The sequence below is a fragment of the Clostridium cuniculi genome, assembly GCF_004353185.1.
GTDB lineage: Bacteria > Bacillota > Clostridia > Clostridiales > Clostridiaceae > Clostridium > Clostridium cuniculi.
The window spans coordinates 15180-33766 of record NZ_SMUS01000023.1 but is presented as its reverse complement, the minus strand read 5'-3'; the positions used below and the strand labels follow the sequence as shown (position 1 = coordinate 33766).

At 28.9% G+C, this 18587-nt stretch carries 13 protein-coding genes; 4 read left to right on the top strand and 9 right to left on the bottom strand.

Annotated elements, in window-relative coordinates; genetic code table 11:
* Window positions 1-34: 34 nt before the first annotated feature.
* The 6 genes from hisG to EJJ37_RS12250 all read right to left on the bottom strand — a co-directional run bounded on the left by hisG (window position 35) and on the right by EJJ37_RS12250 (window position 5713).
* Window positions 35-661 (bottom strand): ATP phosphoribosyltransferase, encoded by a 627-nt coding sequence (gene hisG / locus EJJ37_RS12275; protein ID WP_133015874.1) that lies wholly within the window; start codon window positions 659-661, stop codon window positions 35-37.
* 16 nt (window positions 662-677) lie between these two features.
* The gene (hisZ, locus tag EJJ37_RS12270; protein ID WP_275547955.1) at window positions 678-1760 is read right to left on the bottom strand and encodes an ATP phosphoribosyltransferase regulatory subunit; all 1083 of its coding nucleotides are present in this window, start codon (window positions 1758-1760) and stop codon (window positions 678-680) included.
* A 253-nt stretch (window positions 1761-2013) separates the two neighbouring features.
* Window positions 2014-2955 carry a siderophore ABC transporter substrate-binding protein gene (locus EJJ37_RS12265; RefSeq protein ID WP_133015872.1) on the bottom strand — a complete coding sequence of 314 codons (942 nt, stop codon included), beginning with the start codon at window positions 2953-2955 and terminating at the stop codon, window positions 2014-2016.
* A 106-nt stretch (window positions 2956-3061) separates the two neighbouring features.
* Window positions 3062-3817: an iron ABC transporter ATP-binding protein gene (locus tag EJJ37_RS12260; protein ID WP_133015871.1), complete on the bottom strand. Its 756-nt coding sequence runs from the start codon at window positions 3815-3817 to the stop codon at window positions 3062-3064.
* Window positions 3814-4770, bottom strand: a complete 957-nt coding sequence (locus EJJ37_RS12255; RefSeq protein WP_133015870.1) for an iron chelate uptake ABC transporter family permease subunit — start codon at window positions 4768-4770, stop codon at window positions 3814-3816. Before EJJ37_RS12255 ends, EJJ37_RS12260 begins: the two co-directional genes overlap by 4 nt.
* Window positions 4760-5713: an ABC transporter permease gene (locus EJJ37_RS12250; RefSeq protein ID WP_133015869.1), complete on the bottom strand. Its 954-nt coding sequence runs from the start codon at window positions 5711-5713 to the stop codon at window positions 4760-4762. Before EJJ37_RS12250 ends, EJJ37_RS12255 begins: the two co-directional genes overlap by 11 nt.
* Before the next feature lie 432 nt (window positions 5714-6145).
* Between EJJ37_RS12250 and EJJ37_RS12245 the strand changes: the two genes are divergently transcribed.
* Together EJJ37_RS12245 and pflB are read left to right on the top strand one after the other, a co-directional pair.
* Window positions 6146-6328, top strand: coding sequence for an alpha/beta-type small acid-soluble spore protein (locus EJJ37_RS12245; RefSeq protein ID WP_133015868.1), 183 nt, complete (start codon window positions 6146-6148; stop codon window positions 6326-6328).
* A 435-nt stretch (window positions 6329-6763) separates the two neighbouring features.
* Entirely contained in the window at window positions 6764-8995 is a 2232-nt protein-coding gene (gene pflB, locus EJJ37_RS12240; protein WP_133015867.1) for a formate C-acetyltransferase, read from the top strand.
* Between the two features lie 66 nt (window positions 8996-9061).
* Here pflB and EJJ37_RS12235 read toward each other — a convergent pair whose 3' ends face one another.
* The gene (locus EJJ37_RS12235; protein ID WP_133015866.1) at window positions 9062-9916 is read right to left on the bottom strand and encodes a metallophosphoesterase; all 855 of its coding nucleotides are present in this window, start codon (window positions 9914-9916) and stop codon (window positions 9062-9064) included.
* A gap of 166 nt (window positions 9917-10082) precedes the next feature.
* The gene (nifJ, locus tag EJJ37_RS12230) at window positions 10083-13622 is read right to left on the bottom strand and encodes a pyruvate:ferredoxin (flavodoxin) oxidoreductase (protein WP_133015865.1); all 3540 of its coding nucleotides are present in this window, start codon (window positions 13620-13622) and stop codon (window positions 10083-10085) included.
* Window positions 13623-14068: 446 nt separating this feature from the next.
* On the opposite strand from nifJ, the gene EJJ37_RS12225 reads away from it, so the two are divergent.
* On the top strand, window positions 14069-14431 hold the full coding sequence (locus EJJ37_RS12225) for a winged helix-turn-helix transcriptional regulator (protein ID WP_133015864.1): 363 nt from the start codon (window positions 14069-14071) through the stop codon (window positions 14429-14431).
* A gap of 242 nt (window positions 14432-14673) precedes the next feature.
* A complete protein-coding gene (locus EJJ37_RS12220; protein ID WP_133015863.1) occupies window positions 14674-15885 on the top strand; it encodes an FprA family A-type flavoprotein in 1212 nt (403 codons plus the stop codon).
* 61 nt (window positions 15886-15946) lie between these two features.
* Here EJJ37_RS12220 and EJJ37_RS12215 read toward each other — a convergent pair whose 3' ends face one another.
* On the bottom strand, window positions 15947-18571 hold the full coding sequence (locus tag EJJ37_RS12215) for a calcium-translocating P-type ATPase, PMCA-type (protein ID WP_133015862.1): 2625 nt from the start codon (window positions 18569-18571) through the stop codon (window positions 15947-15949).
* Window positions 18572-18587: the final 16 nt, after the last annotated feature.

Sequence of the window (18587 nt, the reverse complement as noted above, 5' to 3'; positions counted from 1 at the left end):
TTAACTCGCCCCCTTTAGTTTTATATAATAAACACTAATTATTACATGCCATTCTTATTCTATCTATAACTTCATTTATCTCATTTCTCTTTAGCTTAAAACTAGACTTATTGACAATAATTCTTGAACTTATATCACAAATTTCATCAACAACAATTAATCCATTTTCCTTTAATGTTGTTCCAGTTTCCATTATATCTACTATACCTTCGCTAATTCCTAATATAGGTGCAAGCTCTACTGAACCTTCAATTTTTATTACTTCAACATCCATTCCCTTTCCTTCAAAATACCTTTTAGAAACATTAGGATATTTACTGCCTATTTTTATATGCCCTATTCGATTAAAAATATTTACATTTGGTAAGGTTGCTACAATAAACTTACACTTTCCTATACCTAAATCTAAAACTTCATAATAGTTTTCACCCTTTTCTAATAGTGTATCCTTACCCACTATAGCCATATCAGCAACTCCATGTTCCACATATGTTACTGCATCATTAGCTTTTACTAAAAAATATTTTATTTCTTCCTTACTATCATTAAAGACTAATTTTCTTCCTTTAGACTTTAATTCATCAATTCCGAAACCTGCCTTTTCGAATATTTTCACGGCATCTTTTTCTATCCTACCTTTGGTAAGTGCTATACTAATCAAATTAAATCACCTACTTTTATTCTCTATATACAATCTCTAAATATTCATCATCTCTTGTTTTTTTTATTATCTCTTTTAATTTTATTAAATAATTATCTTTTTCTACCAAAATAGGCTTTCTATCAATTTTTTCATCATAGTTACAAGAATTAATTAGTAAATTTACATCTACTGAAAAACCTATTGCCGAACTTTTTCTCCCAAAATTCTCTAATAAATCATTGTATCTTCCCCCTTTTAATACAGTTGATCCTATTCCTGTAACATATCCCTTAAAAATAATTCCTGAGTAATAATTAACTCGTGGAACCATACTCATATCTACAGATATATATTTTTCATAACCTAATTCTCTTAAATTTAAAAATATCTTTTCTAAATATAAAATATTTTCCTTAACTCTATTATTAAAAGCCAACCCCTTAGCTTTTTCTATCATATCGTATCCCCCAAAAAGCCAAGGTAAAGTATTTAAAAATTCCTTATATTCACCTTTGATTTTTAAATTTTCTAGATAATCTTTCAAATTTATAAGACTTTTTTTATTAATAAGGTCAATTATATTTTCTTTATCTTCTTCTCTTAAGTTCATTTCATTAATTGCAGATCTTAAAATATTTACATCCCCAATCTCTAACTTAAAATCTTCTCTTGTATTCAATGATTTTAATACTTCTAATGCTGTCACCAAAATTTCTAGATCTATTATTTCTCCATCTCCACCAATTAGTTCAATTCCACAATCCAAATATTCATTTCTTTTTCCCTCTAGACTTTCATGAACTCTAAACACATTTGCAGTATAAAAAAGCTTTAATGGTAAATCCATATCTTTTAATTTAGTATTTATCATTCTTGCCACAGGCACTGTCATATCTGGTCTTAAAACTAATATTCTTCCGTTGCTATCAAAAAATTTATACATTTCTTCTTCCTTTAAACTTTGAGTTTTATGATTAAAGGTTTCATAATACTCAACTGTAGGCGTCGATATCTCTTCATATCCCCATTTTTTAAATACCTCAGTTGTAGTTTTAATAATTTCATTTCTTCTTTTACATTCATCAATAGTAAAATCTCTAGTTCCTTCTGGTAGTATATTTTTAATTTAAATCTCCCCCTTTAGCACATTAAAGTATTAAAGTTAATAATAATATACTATTTTTGGTTTTATTTGTCAATTATTATTTTATCATATTTCACTTTATTCTTTTACTAAAATTTAATTTTAATTCTTATTTTATTACATATTTTGTTTTTTATTTTTATATTAATTGATACTTTACTATAATTTCACATAATAAAATAAGCTAGTTACAAATTAGTATCTAGCTTATTTTTATTCATTAAATTTATTTTATTGCATTGTCTATTTCTTCAACCATCATCATTGTTGATGTAAATCCACCTGTTGCAGTATACCAAATACTTGGATTTAGATACACTATATTACCATTTTTATACGCGTCTGTTTTTGCCATTAATTCATTTTCAAATAATTCCTTAGCTGAAGTTGTTCCCCCTGCAATAGCAGCTCTATCAATTACAAATAAGTACTGTGGATTTTTCTCTACTATATATTCAAATGAAGCTTTTTGTCCATGAGTTGAAGCTTCAATAGTTTCATCAACTGGGATTACTCCAAAACTATTATGAATTATTCCAAATCTTGATTCTGCACCATATACACTAAATGACCCATCATTAGCTAAAGCTATAAGTCCATTAACACCTTTTTCTGTAACTTTTGCATTTAGTTTCTCAACTGCTTCATTTATAGTTGTAAGCTCTTTCTCAACAGCTTTTTCTTTTCCAAATATTTCACCTAATATATTCATATTTTCTGTAAATGACTCTAAATAATTTTCATTTTTTACACCTAAATGTATTGTTGGTGCAATTTTACTTAATTCTTCGTAGTAATCAGCTTGTCTTCCTGAAATTATTATTAAATCTGGTGTTAATTCAAATATCTTTTCCATATCCGGCTCTTTTAAAGATCCAATATTTGAATAATCTTCACTTGCAAACTTACTTAAATGTTCTGGAAGTCCACTTTGAACTACACCTACTATTCCTTCAACCCCTAATTTATCTAATGAATCTAGAATTCCATAATCAAATACCACTATTCTTTTAGGATTTTTATTAACTGTTGTTTCTCCAAGCTCATGAGTAACAACAATAGTTTCTCCTTCATTATTTCCCTCAGCTCCTGCAAACTTAGTAATACCAAATATACCTAACACTACTACTAATAAAACTACTATTGATATAATTGTTTTTTTCTTCATTATTATCCACCTCTTTATATTATTTTTAATATTGATATTCATTATCAATAAACTTTTTATATAATAGGCAAATTTTAAAATTTGCCTTTATTAACTGTTTTGCTTATTAGAAATATACACATATATTTCTATTGTTAATATTTTCAATATGGAAATCTATCTCATAAATATTCTCTAATTCTTCTTTTTGTATGGTCTCCTCAGTTGGTCCATTCTTTATAAGCTTTCCATCCTTTAAAGCCACTATATAATCTGAATAACAAGATGCAAAGTTAATATCATGTATTACTATTACAACTGTTTTATTCAATTCATCGCAAAGTTTTCTTAATGTCTTCATAATTTCAACTGAATGCTTCATATCTAGATTATTTAAAGGTTCATCTAAGAATATATAATCACTATTTTGAGCTATTACCATAGCAATATAGGCTCTTTGTCTTTGTCCTCCACTTAGCTCATCCAGATATCTATCCTCAAATTCTTTAAGTTGCATATAATTAATTGCTTCATCTATATATCTATAATCTTCTTCTTTTAAATTTCCTTGAGAATGAGGAAATCTACCAAAGCTAACCAATTCTTTAATAGTTAATCTAATATTAATATTATTTGACTGTCTTAAAATAGCTATTTTTTTAGCTAACTCTTTATTATCCCATTTCAATATATCTTTACCATCTACTAAAACTTCTCCAGAATCTCTCTTTAAAAGTCTACTCATTATTGAAAGAAGAGTACTTTTACCTGCTCCATTAGGACCTATGAAAGAAGTTATTTTTCCTTCTTGAATATTTAAAGATACATTATCTACTACTTTTTTATTTCCATATGTTTTAGTTATATTTTTTACTTCTATCATCTATTTCTCTCCTTCATTACTAAGTAAATGAAATAAATTCCTCCAATAAAATTAATTATTACACTTACTGAAACTCCAAAATCCATTAACTGTTCAACTAGTAATTGTCCACCTATTAATGCAATTACACTAATTAATATAGTTGAAATTCCTAAAACACTATGTTTATAAGTTACTATAAGTTGTCTTGCAATATTTACTACAAGCAATCCTAGAAATGTTATTGGTCCAACTAAGGCTGTAGCTACCGATGTTAATAAAACTACAACTATTAATATCTTCTTCACCATTTTGTCATAATCTACACCTAAGTTTATAGCTTCATCTCTTCCTAATGCCATAACATCTAATATTTTTAAATAGTCATAAACATATCCTATACAAATAATTATTACTATACTGGATATGAATAATAAATCTGTATTTATATTATTAAAACTTGCTTGCATTTTATCTTGTACCACTTGAAATTCTACTGGATCAATTAAAACCTGCATAAATGTAGTTAAACTTTCAAATAAAGTTCCACACACTACTCCAACTAATAATAATGTAAATATATTTTTACTACCTTTTTTAAATATAAATTTATACATTAAACTTGAAAATAAAAGCATTGATGCTATTGTAATTATAAAATTTATATTTCCATTACTCATTATTACCGAAGATGATCCTAACAAAAATACTACAGTTGTTTGTAGTAAGACATATAATGAATCTATTCCTAAAATACTAGGCGTTAATATTCTATTATTTGTTACCGTTTGGAATATTAATGATGAGAATCCTATTGCTCCACCTGTTAATATCATTGCATATATTTTAGGAATTCTTCTATATAAAGCATATTTAAAGTTAATGCTATTTACTCCAATAAATAAAAATGAAATTACTAATACTAAAACCAATACTGATAAAATAATTATGCTTCTTTTATCTTTAGTCTTCATTTTTTGTCCCCCTTATTATCATATAAAGGAAAATTATACTTCCAATTACCCCTACAGTTAAACTTATTGACATTTCAAATGGGAATATTATAATTCTTCCTAGAATATCACAAGCAAGTAAGAATATAGGGCCTAATAATGCTGTATGGTATAATGTTTTCTTTAAATTATCTCCACTATATAAGCTAACTATATTAGGAATAATAAGTCCCAAGAAAGGTATATTACCCACAGTTATAATTGTTACTGCACATATTAATGAGACAATTGCTAGTCCCACATTTACTACAAAATTATAGTTAAGACCTAAATTAACTGCAAAATCTTCTCCCATTCCTACTATAGTAAATTTATTAGCATATAAAAATGCTATTATTACCATTGGAACACTTAAATAAAGTAATTCATAACTTCCCTTCATTATTAATGACATATCCCCTTCCATCCAAGAGGAAATATTTTGGACTAAATCATATTTATAAGCAAAGAAAGTAGTAATTGACCCAACTATCTTACCTAACATCATACCTATTAAAGGTACAAAAACTATATTTTTTATTTTTATGGCTTTTATCATTTTCATAAATAAAACTGTTCCTAATCCAGCAAACACAAATGATACAATCATTTTTTCCATAGTGGTAGCATTAGGAATTATCATTATACAAAATAATATTCCTAGTTTTGCAAAGTCTGCTGTGGCTGCTGTAGTTGGTGAAACAAATTTATTTTTACTAATTTGTTGCATTATAAGACCACTTATACTCAAACCAATTCCTGCAACTAATATTGCTATTAACCTTGGAACTCTACTTATAAGTAATACATGTATCTTATCTATATTAAAGCTTAATATATCATTTATACTAATACTGGATACACCAATAAATATTGATGTAATTGATAATAGTATTAATATAATAAATAAATATCTCTTTTTCATTGGTTATCCCCCATAACTCACTATTATCTTTAAAAGAAAATCAAATTCATTTGAAAACTTTTAGTAATTGATATTGGTTATCAATTTTACCCTCATATTATCACTAATATATTTACTTGTCTACATTTTCTATATTTTTTTCTAATTTAATATTTTTATGGAAAAATTTATATTATATATCCATATTGAAAAGATTTACTGTTAACATTTTATTAATATTTCATTAATTATATAATAATAAATTCATTATTTCCATTTTATATCTAATTTGTTATCTAGTAATAATAAAGGAATTTATTTTATATAAATATCTTTTTTGGCTTGTTTCCCTACTTTTTTATAGGTTATTAAAGACTTTTTTGCACAATATAATAGTGTAAAGTAAATAACTACTTTACAAAATAATTTTTCAAAATTTAGGAGGGACTTTAAATGGCACAAAAATTAGTACCTGAAGCAAAAAATGGTTTATCAAAATTTAAAACTGAAGTAGCAAATGAAATGGGAGTTCCTTTTACAGATTACAATGGAAATCTTACTTCTAAACAATGCGGTAGCGTTGGTGGCGAAATGGTTAAGAGAATGGTAGAACAATACGAACAAGGTATTAAATAAAATTGAATAACAAATAAAAAGAAACTTTTTGTAAAGTTTCTTTTTATTTGTTATTTTTTATAAAATTTATAAATTTATTTTATATAATTGTTAACTTTTTAACTATATAAATACATTTTTATTACTTTTTCATATTTTTTAATAATATTACCCTTTTTTCTACAATATCATCCCTTATTTTCTATCCAATCCCTTTGATTATAAACTAATACTATGTTATTATATTTAAGAAATTAAATCATTATAAATTTAAATCAAAAATTTTTTTGACTTCTAGCTTTATTTTTTTTTATTTAAAGCTTGAAAATTTAAGATTTTAATGATATAGTTTTAATATGCCATTATTAAATGATAATAATTATTATTTAAATATTGTTATCATTTACATTAAATGACATTACTTATGTAATAATTTTAAGAAAAGAGGCGCTATAAATGAGAGAAGAATGGAATGATTTCAAAACAGGTTCATGGACAAAAAACGTTGACGTAAGAAACTTTATCCAAACTAACTACACTCCATATGAAGGTGATGATAGTTTCTTAGCTGGAGCTACTGAAGCTACAACTAAACTTTGGGCAGAAGTTAGTGAATTATTCAAGAAAGAAAGAGAAAATGGTGGAGTTTTAGATGTAGATACAGAAACTATATCTGGAATTAACGAATATAACCCAGGTTATATTGACCAAGCTTTTGAAAAAATCGTTGGTGTACAAACTGATGCTCCATTAAAAAGAGCTGTAATGCCATACGGTGGTATCAGAATGGCTGAAAGTGCTGCTAAAGCTTATGGATATGAAGTAAGCCCAAAAATTTCAGAAATATTCAGCAAATATAGAAAAACTCACAACCAAGGTGTTTTCGACGCTTATACTACTGAAATGAGATTAGCTAGAAAATCTGGTGTTATCACTGGTCTTCCAGATGCTTATGGTAGAGGAAGAATCATAGGTGACTACAGAAGAGTTGCTCTATACGGTGTTGATAGATTAATTCAAGATAAAGAACAACAAAAGTTAAGCTTAGAAGTTAAAACTATAGATGAAGATGTAATCAGATTAAGAGAAGAAATCTCTGATCAAATCCTTGCATTAAAAGAATTAAAAGGATTAGCTGCTAGCTATGGATTTGATATATCTCAACCAGCTACTAATGCTAGAGAAGCTATTCAATGGTTATACTTTGGATTCTTAGGAGCTATCAAAGACCAAAATGGTGCTGCGATGTCTTTAGGAAGAACTTCTACTTTCTTAGATATATATATTGAAAGAGATTTAAGAAACGGTGTTATTACTGAAGCTGAAGCTCAAGAATTAATGGATCACTTCGTAATGAAGTTAAGATTAGTTAAATTCTTAAGAACTCCAGAATACAACGATTTATTCTCAGGAGATCCAACTTGGGTTACTGAATCAATCGGTGGTATGGGATTAGATGGTAGAACTTTAGTTACTAAGAACTCTTTCAGAGTACTTAATACATTATATACTTTAGGACCATCACCAGAACCAAACCTAACTGTTTTATGGTCAACTAGATTACCTCAAGGATTTAAAGATTTCTGTTCTAAGGTTTCTATTGATACATCATCAGTTCAATACGAAAATGATGATTTAATGGCTCCATACTGGGGAGATGACTATGCTATCGCTTGTTGTGTATCTGCAATGAGAGTTGGTAAGCAAATGCAATTCTTCGGTGCTAGAGTTAACTTAGCTAAAACTTTACTTTACGCTATAAACGGTGGTAAAGATGAAAAATCTGGTGTTCAAGTTGGACCTAAGACTGCTCCATTAACTGGTGAATACTTAGATTACAATGAAGTAATGGAAAGATTTGATGTTATGACAGACTGGTTAGCTAACCTTTATGTTAATACTTTAAATGTTATCCACTACATGCATGATAAATATTCTTATGAAAAATTACAAATGGCTTTACATGACAGAGATGTATTCAGAACTATGGCTTGTGGTATAGCTGGTTTATCAGTTTGTGCTGACTCTATTTCTGCAATCAAATTTGCTAAGGTTAAGCCAATAAGAAATGAAGAAGGTATTGCTATCGACTTCGAAGTTGAAGGTGACTTCCCTAAATACGGAAACGACGATGACAGAGTTGACGAAATTGCTGCTTGGTTAGTTGAAAACATGATGAATAAGATCAGACAAAACAAGACTTACAGAAATGCTTATCATACTCAATCAGTATTAACAATCACTTCAAACGTTGTTTACGGTAAGAAAACTGGTACAACTCCATGCGGAAGAAAAGCTGGAGAACCATTTGCACCAGGAGCTAACCCAATGCACGGAAGAGACTGTAGTGGATCATTAGCATCATTAAACTCAGTTGCTAAGATTCCTTACGAACATTCACAAGATGGTGTTTCTAATACATTCTCAATTGTTCCAGATGCATTAGGAAAAACACCTGAAAACAGAATCCACAACTTAGGTACTATGATGGATGGATACTTCTCTCAAGGAGCTCAACACTTAAACGTAAATGTATTTAATAGAGAAACTTTATTAGATGCTATGGAACACCCAGAAGAATATCCACAATTAACTATCAGAGTTTCTGGATATGCTGTTAACTTCATTAAATTAACAAGAGAACAACAATTAGACGTTATAAACAGAACATTCCACAAATCAATGTAATTAGTTTATAATAATAAATAGAGCTTATTGCTACTGCAATAAGCTCTTATTTATTTTAAAAATATTTTACTTTACTCTCTTATTACTTGTAATATCTAAAACAACTACATCTGGTCTATTAAATAATCTTAAAGGAAACCCACTATTCCCTAATCCTCTACTTACAACTAATTTGCTTTTCTCGCCATATATACCTTTATAATACTTTGGAAATAATCCTTGTCCCGGTGCAAATATTCCCCCTATACCTGGCAATATGAATTGTCCTCCATGGGCATGACCTGAAAACATTATGTCAAAATTATATTTGCTATAAGAATACTGGCCTACATATTCATAATTCTCTGGATAATGAGATAAAACAATTTTAATGCCTATTGCCTTTTCTAACTTTCTAAATAAACTATCTACATTATCAACTTCATATCTACTATTTATCTTACTATAAAACATTTCTCCTTTATCTACTCTCTTTTCTGCCAATCCTAAAATATTAATTATATTATCTTTAATTTTTATTGTTTCTATTTCATTTTCTAAAACATTAATATTTTTTTCTTTTAGCTTTTCTATTATTTCATTTAATCTAGAACATCGTATTTCATTATTTCCTAATATATAATACACAGGAGCTTTCTTATTTAACCTATTACAAAATTCAATTATCTCATCAATTCTTTTCATATTTGAATCTATTAAATCTCCTGTTGCTACAATAATATCTGGCTTCTGTTTTATAATAATTTTATATAAAGTACTATTATTTTTTCCAAACTCTTTACTATGTAAATCTGATATTTGTACTATTCGTATTCTATTATTAACTTCACCCTTTACTTTTAGATTAGTTATACTAATTTTATTATTTTGATAATAACAAAAAGCTCCAGTAATTATAGCTATAGCAAATATTATTTCCATTATTATATCTCCTAATTATTATAATATAGTTACCTATACACTGATTTAAATTTTTATTTAAATTTTTATTTATATTATTATATCACTTTCTAAATTAATTTAAAGCTTATATTTATATATATAAAAAAACACCTTAGAATTTTCTTCTAAGGTGTTTAAAAATATCTTATTCTTGTTCTGCTAATTTCTTTAATTCAGCATATTTTTGTCTAGCGTGTTCCTCTGTCATTTGGAATAATTCTTCCGCTTGTTCTGGGAATTGCTTAGCAATTGCTGAATATCTTACTTGATCCATTATGAAGTCTCTGAAGCTTCCTTGTGGTTCTTTAGAATCTAAGCTAAATGGATTCTTTCCTTGTTCTTTTAATTCTGGATTATATCTATAAAGATGCCAGTATCCAGCCTTAACTGCTTCTTCCATGTTTCTTATAGAGAATCCCATTCCCTTCTTTAATCCATGGCTGATACAAGTTGAGTAAGCAATAATGATTGATGGTCCGTTATGTGCTTCTGCTTCAAGCATTGCTTTAACTACTTGGTTCTTATCAGCACCAATAGCTACTTGTGCAACATAAACATTTCCGTAAGACATCATCATTCTTCCTAAATCCTTCTTCTTAGTCTTCTTACCTGATGCTGCTAATTTAGCCATAGCTGCTGCAGGAGTTGATTTAGAAGATTGTCCACCTGTATTAGAGTAAATTTCTGTATCAAATACTAATACATTTACGTCTTGTCCAGATGCTAATACGTGGTCTAATCCACCATATCCGATGTCATAAGCCCAACCGTCTCCTCCAAGGATCCATTGAGATCTCTTAATTAAGTAATCAGCTCTTTCTTTAATTTCTTCTATTAAAGTTTTTGCTTCTTCATTTTCAATGTTGTTTTCTGCAAGTATTGCTTCAACTTCTCTTGAGTAAACTTTTGAAAGCTCTCCGTTATCTTTATTTTCTAACCAATTTTTGAATACTTCTTTATATTCTTCAGCTATATCCATAGAAATTAAGCTTTCCATATTTGAAGCTATTTTCTTTCTCATTTGATCTGCTGCTAAGAACATACCATATCCAAATTCAGCATTATCTTCAAATAACGAATTAGCCCAAGCTGGTCCTTTACCTTCATGGTTCTTAGTATATGGTGTTGAAGGTGCTGAACCTCCCCATATTGATGAACATCCAGTTGCATTAGCAATCATCATTCTATCACCGAATAATTGAGTAACTAACTTAATATATGGAGTTTCTCCACAACCAGCACATGCTCCTGAGAACTCGATAAGTGGTTGCTTGAATTGGCTATCCTTAACTGTTTTACCTGTAGTTAAGTGTTCTTTGTTTGATACTTCTTTTGATACTGAGAATTCCCAGTTTGCTACTTCTGTTTCTACTTGAGTTCCAAGTGGTTTCATTTCTAAAGCCTTACCTGGTGCTGGACATATATCAACACAGTTATTACATCCAGTACAGTCTAATGTACTAACTTGAATTCTGTAGTTTAATCCAGCTAATGTTTTACCTGTAGCTTTCTTAGTTTCAAATCCAGCTGGTGCTTTTGCTAATTCTTCATCAGTTACTAGAACTGGTCTAATACATGCATGTGGACAAACGAAAGCACATTGGTTACATTGAATACATTTTGACATATTCCACTCTGGAACTTCTGTTGCAACTCCTCTTTTTTCATATGCTGCTGTTCCTGCTGGGAATGTACCATCTTCTATTCCATTGAATGCACTTACTGGTAACTTATCTCCTTCTAAAGCATTCATTGGATTCATTATATTCTTAACGAAATCTGTTACTTCCTTAGTTTCAACTTTAGCCTCGTCAGTAGCAGTCTTCCAGCTTTCTGGAACATTGATTTTAACTAATGAATTCATACCAGCTTCAACAGCTTCATAGTTCATGTTAACAACTTTGTCACCCTTCTTACCGTAAGCTTTCTTAATTGAAGCTTTTAAGTATTCAGTTGCTTCCTCTTGTGGTATAATTTCAGCTAATTTAAAGAAGGCAGATTGCATTATCATGTTAATTCTTCTACCTAATCCTATTTCAGATGCTATCTTAGTTGCATTAACTGTATAGAAATTTATTTCATTTTCAGCTATATATCTCTTCATCTTAGCTGGTAATTTTCTTTCTATTTCTTCTTCGTTCCAAATTGTATTTAATACGAAGTTTCCACCTTTTTTAAGCCCTTTTAATAAATCATATTGATTTACATATGCTTGTACGTGACATGCTATGTAATCAGCTTCATCAATAAGGTAAGTTGATCTTATTGGTGTATCTCCAAATCTTAAGTGAGACATAGTAACCCCACCAGATTTCTTTGAATCGTATGCAAAGTAAGCTTGTACATACTTATCTGTATTTTCACCGATAATCTTAATAGCTTGCTTATTAGCTCCAACTGTACCATCTGATCCTAATCCCCAGAACTTACATCTAACTGTTCCTGGTGTAGCTATTCTTAACTCTTCTTCTACTGGAATTGAAGTGAAAGTAACATCATCTTCTATACCAACTGTAAAGAAATTCTTAGAATCTTCTTTCTTTAAGTTATCAAATATAGCTTTAATATCTGAAGGAGTAACATCTTTAGAAGCTAATCCGTAACGTCCACCAACTATCTTAGGTGCATTTTCTTTGCCATAGAATGCAGAACATACATCTAAGTATAATGGTTCACCATTTGATCCTGGTTCTTTAGTTCTATCAATTACACAAATCTTTTCTACTGATTGTGGTATAACTTTTAATAAATGCTCAACTGAGAATGGTCTGAATAAGTGAACTTTAACTAATCCGTATTTTTCTCCTCTAGCATTTAATTCATCTATAGTTTCTTCTATAGCTTCAGTAACTGAACCCATAGCAACAATTATTTCTTTAGCATCTTCTGCTCCATAGTAGTTAAATAATCCATAGCTTCTTCCTGTCTTTTCTTCCATTTTAGCCATGTATTCTTCAACTATTGGAATTATATTATTATAGAATTTATTTGAAGCTTCTCTAGTTTGGAAATAAATATCTGAGTTTTGAGCTGTTCCTCTTGTAACTGGATTGTTTGGAGTTAATGCTCTACTTCTAAACTCTTTTAAAGCTTCTTTATCAAGCATTTCTGCATAGTCTTCATAATCTAAAACTTCAACTTTTTGTATTTCATGTGATGTTCTAAATCCATCGAAGAAGTTTACAAAAGGTAATCTTCCTTTTATAGCTGCAAGGTGAGATACTGGAGCTAAGTCAGCTACTTCTTGTACTGAACCTGCAGCAAGCATTACACAACCTGTCATTCTTGCGGCCATAACGTCTTGATGATCTCCAAATATTGATAATGCTTGTGAAGCTATTGCTCTAGCACTTACATGGAATACACCTGGTAATAATTCCCCTGCTACCTTATACATGTTTGGTAACATAAGTAATAAACCTTGTGATGCAGTAAAAGTAGTTGTTAATGCTCCTGCTTGAAGTGATCCATGGAATGTACCAGCAGCTCCAGCTTCTGATTGCATTTCTACAACACTAACTGTTTGTCCAAAAATATTTTTCTTCCCTTGTGCAGACCATTCATCAACAACTTCTGCCATTGTAGTAGATGGTGTTATAGGGAATATTGCAGCTACATCTGTAAACGCATATGCTACGTGTGCAGCAGCCGTATTACCATCAATAGTCATCATTTTCTTTGCCATGATAATATACCTTCTTTCATCGTCCTAAGTGTTTTAAATAATAATTATTCTTTAATAATAATTATACTTATTTTAAAAATTTTTTCTAGTACTTTTCTTAGAAATATTTTTTAGTATAATTTTGTAACCTTTTGTCACTTTTTAGTATAATCACAGATTTAAATTTCTTCAATAGAAAAATACCATGTTTATACATTTATTTTTTTTATGATTATTAAAAATTTTTTAAATGATTATATTTATTTTTGTTATTTAAATATATTTTTTACTCTAACTTTCTAAATAAATTTTTAATCATATTTGACTTTCATAATAATACTATTCATATGCTTTTTATACAATAAGGCACTTTTTTTATATATAGTATCAAAAAAGATACTAAGTATATAGTTTTAAATCATTAAATATGTTATTATTTATAAATGTACCTAAAAGGAGGTTCCATAATGAGTAAAACACTTTCTTTTCATAATGATTGTCATATTAAAAATCGTTGTGCTAAATATGATACATGCCCTATGATTCTTGTACATAGAATATTATCAGGTAAATGGAAAATTTTAATATTATGGTATTTAAGTAATGGGACATTAAGATTTAGTGAACTTAAAAGAAAATTACCTAATACTACCCAAAAAATGCTAACTAATCAATTAAGAAGTCTTGAAGAAGACAACCTCATTTTTAGAAAAGTATATCCTGTAATTCCTCCTAAAGTAGAATATGGGCTTACTGACATAGGGAAAAAAATAGTTCCTCTTCTTGAATCTATGTATACATATGGAATTGAATATTCAAAAACTAAATAACCTATTTAAATAGCTAAGTTATTTTTCTTAGCTATTTTCTATAAATAGTTTTAAATAAATATTCTACTTATTAGAATATTTATTTACTATTTTACAAACATTAAGTTTAAGTTTATTAAAGTTTATAATTATCTCTTTGTTTATTTATTGACAATAATTATTGTTGGACTATAATTATTATTATAGAAGTTAGAATTAGAACTTATAGATTTAATATTAAATTGTAAAAGGAGATTATTCACATGGCTAACACATTCAAAATAACTGAAGACTTATTTTGGGTAGGTGCTCTTGACCCAAATTTAAGAATTTTTGACATAATAATGGAAACTAAATTCGGTACATCTTATAACTCTTATATTTTAAAAGGTTCTGAAGGTATTGCTTTATTTGAAACTGTAAAAGAAAAATTCTTCGATGAACATTTAGAAAAAGTTCGCTCAATAGTAAATTTAGAAGATATAAATTATGTTGTTGTAAATCATACAGAACCAGACCATGCTGGTTCAGTAGAAAAAATATTAGAATATGCACCAAATGCAACTGTTGTTGGATCTTCCCTAGCTATTAAATACTTAAGTGAAATTATTAATAAACCATTTAAAAGTAAAATTGTAAAAGATGGTGATACTTTATCACTAGGAAATAAAACACTTAAATTTTATAGTGTTCCTCAGTTACACTGGCCTGATACAATGTATACTTACGTTATTGAAAATGAAACATTAATTACTTGTGACTCTTTTGGAGCTCATTACTGTGATGAGCGTATATTAAAAAGCTCTATAGAAGAAGATAAAGAAGATGATTATGTTGAAGCTTATAATTATTACTTTAGAATGATTATGGGTCCATTTAAGCCATTTATGCTAAAAGCTATGGATAAAATTAAAGATTTAAAATTAAGCTATATTTGTCCTGGTCACGGTTTAGTTCTAGATAGTTCAAATATTGAAAAATTTATGGACTTATATAGAGAATGGTGTCAACCTGTAAAAAGAGAAAAACAAAGCATAGTTATTCCTTATGTAACTGCTTATGGATACACTGAAACTATTGCTGAAGCAATAAAAAAAGGAATTGAAGATGCTAACTTTGATGCAGATATATTAATGTATAATTTAGTAACTGCTGATATGAATGAAGTGCTAAAAGAAATTAATGAATGTAGTGGATTATTACTTGGTTCATCTACTTTACTAGCTGACACTTTACCTCAAATATGGACTATTTTATCTTCATTAAATCCTGTAATTCATAGAGGATTACCTGTAAGTTGTTTCGGTTCTTATGGTTGGAGTGGAGAAGCCCTTAAAAATATAAATGAAAGATATAAACAATTAAAATTAAATATTGTTTCTGAACCACTTGGAATATTATTTAAGCCTAGTGAAGAAAACTTAGAAGCTGCTTATAATTTTGGTTTAGATTTTGCAAAAAAAGTTTTAAAATAAATAAAAATAAGGAAGATGTTTAATAATTCATCTTCCTTATTTTTATTTAAATTTAAAATTATTATTTTATCTTATTTAGCAATTTGGATAAATCCATTATTAATGCTGCTATTATAGAAAATCCTAAACATATTCCAAATTGTAACCATCCAAAAGTTTCTGGAATATTAAATATTCCCCTCACTCCTGGTATCAATACAATAGAATATAAACATAAACATACTACTATTGCTCCAATTGCATACTTATTTTTAAATAATCCTAACTTTAATACTGGTATATAATTAGATCTAGCTGGTAATGTTTGAAATATTCTTGCTAAAGTTACTGTAGAGAATGCCATTGCAGCTCCAAGCTCTGGTGAAGATAAATCTCCTATATATTGGGCCACTATTACTACAATACCAATAATACAACCTCTTATAATGACATCTTTTAATGTTCCTCCTGCAAGTATTCCTTCGTTTATATCTCTTGGTTTTTCTTTCATTATATTTGGCTCTGATGCCTCTAATCCTAAAGCTATTGCTGGTAATGAATCATTTATTAAGTTTATAAATAATAATTGCAATGCAGTAAATGGATTTGGCCAATTTACAAATACAGCAAATAATATTGCAATTATAGCTCCTAAGTTTCCTGCAAACAGATATGTAATTGCCTTTTTAATATTACTATAAACTGTTCTTCCTACCTCTATAGCAGATACTATTGTTGAAAAATTATCATCAGTCAAAATCATTGCTGATGCATCCTTTGCAACATCAGTACCACTTCCCATACCAATCCCTATATCAGCTTGCTTTAATGCAGGTGCATCATTAACACCATCACCAGTCATTGCTGTAATATAACCTTTTTCCTGCCAAGCCTTAACTATACGTATTTTATTTTCTGGTGAAACTCTTGCATATACAGTAATATGCTCTAACTTATTTTTAAGCTCTGTTTCTGATAATGCATCTAACTCTTGACCTGTTAAAGATATATCATCTTCTGCCATTATTCCAATTTCCCTTGCAATTGCTGAAGCTGTTGTTTTATGGTCTCCTGTTATCATTACTGTTTTTATACCTGCACCAATAGCTTCTTTTACAGCATCATAAACTTGTTCTCTTGGTGGATCTATCATAGCCATTAATCCAACTAAAGTCATTTCTACTTCATCTTCCAAACAAGGAACAAAGTTATCATCTGGAACGTCTTTTATAGCAAAAGCCAATACTCTTAATGCTCTATTAGAAAATTCTTCATTAACTTTTTTATACTGCTCTATAATCTTATCATCTATTTCTACTACTTCACCATCATTTAATGCATATTTTGACCTTGAAAAAACAACATCTGGAGCTCCCTTAGTAAACATAATTGCATCTCCATTAATAGAGTTTACCGTAGACATCAACTTTCTATCTGAATCAAAAGGTATTTCACTTAATCTATCGTATTTCTCCCTTAATTCTTTATAGTCTATCCCTCTTTTAGTTGCAAAGTGAAGAAGTGCAATTTCTGTTGGATCTCCAATTTCCTTTCCTGCTTCTGTTATTTCTGAATCATTACACAATGTAGATGATAAATTTATTGCTTCAACTTGATCAGAATCATTTCCCTTTTCATTAACTGCATCTTTACTAACTCCATACATAAAGAAATCAACAACTGTCATTTTATTCTGAGTTAGTGTCCCTGTCTTATCTGTACAAATAACGCTAGTAGAGCCTAAAGTTTCTACTGCAGGTAATTTTCTTATTATAGCCTGTTTCTTTGCCATATCTTTTGTTCCTACTGCAAGTACAATAGTCACTATTGAAGATAAAGCTTCTGGTATAGCCGCAACAGCAACTGCTATAGCAAACATAAATGAATCAAATATTAGAATACTCATACTTTGGCCTGAAATATATCCTCTAATTACTTGAATTATAAAAATTAAAGCTGCTAAAATCATTATTATTATTCCTAGCTTCTTACCAAATTCATCAAGCTTAGCTTGTAGAGGTGTTTGCTTATTTCCTGCAGTTTCTAATAATGTGGCTACTTTTCCTACTTCTGTATTCATACCAGTTGCTGTAACTACTAAAGTTCCTCTTCCATAAACAACTGTAGCACCACTGAAAACCATATTTCTTTGGTCTCCAATTCCAACCTCTTCTCCTATCTTTTCACTATGCTTTAGAACAGCTTCTGCTTCACCAGTAAGCATCCCTTCAACTACTTTAAGAGTTTGTGCCTCTATTATTCTTCCATCTGCTGGTATATAATCTCCAGCTTCTAAAAACACTATGTCTCCTACTACTATATCTCTAACTGGAATAGTTTTTTTATTTCCATCTCTAAGTACTTTTGCATTAGGCGATGATAATTTTTTTAAACTATCTAAGGAGCTTTCTGCCTTTCTTGTTTGTGTTACACCTAGTACAGAATTTAAAATTACTACAACAAATATAATAATAGATTCAACAAATTCTCCTAAAAATATTTGTACAATTGCTGCAATAAGTAGTATTATTACTAAAGGATCTTTAAAGCTCTCTAAGAACATTTTCCAAATAGGAACTTTATCAGACTCCTTTAATTCATTAGGCCCATTTTTTGCTAATCTATTCTGAGCTTCCTCTTCTGATATACCATTTATTGTGCTTTCTACTTCTTTTAATACATCTGAATACTCTTTTTTATAATGCATCTTAACTCCCCTTTCT